Genomic DNA, 595 nt, shown 5'->3' with positions numbered 1-595 from the left:
AATCACCTCTAACTCGTACGGTACATATGATGTGGAGGAAAAAGAAAAAGTAGGCACTTTTCTTATAAATGAAAGAAAAAGAAGGTGAAGTAGGGAATGTTGACTGAGATGCACATTGCTGTCATAGGAGGAGATGCAAGGCAGCTAGAAGTGATTCGTAAGTTGGTTGAACTTGATGCAAAACTTTCATTAGTAGGATTTGATCAACTGGATCATGGTTTTACAGGGGCAGCAAAAGAGAGTATGCAAGATCTAGATTTCACTTCTTTAGATGCAATTATTTTGCCGGTAGCAGGAACAAATGCAAAAGGAGAAGTAGATACTATTTTTTCAAATGAAAAAGTTGCGCTTACGAAAGAACAGATTGAAAAAACACCAGCAAACTTTACTATATATTCAGGAATTGGTACACCGTATTTAGAAATATTGAATGCTTTTTGTTTTTCAATCACCTCTAACTCGTACGGTACATATGATGTGGAGGAAAAAGAAAAAGTAGGCACTTTTCTGTGGAGGAAAAAGAAAAAGTAGGCACTTTTCTTATAAATGAAAGAAAAAGAAGGTGAAGTAGGGAATGTTGACTGAGATGCACATT

Annotated in this window: 1 pseudogene; it reads left to right on the top strand. The window is 35.8% G+C overall.

Annotated elements, in window-relative coordinates:
• Positions 1 to 96: 96 nt before the first annotated feature.
• Positions 97 to 429: pseudogene (locus AC1DIT_RS28350) on the top strand (dipicolinate synthase subunit DpsA); the annotation flags it as partial.
• Between the last annotated feature and the right edge of the window lie 166 nt (positions 430 to 595).

Source organism: Bacillus sp. 05T22 (assembly GCF_056396765.1).
Note: the sequence above shows the minus strand (reverse complement) of the source record. Positions and strands in the feature narration are given on the sequence as shown.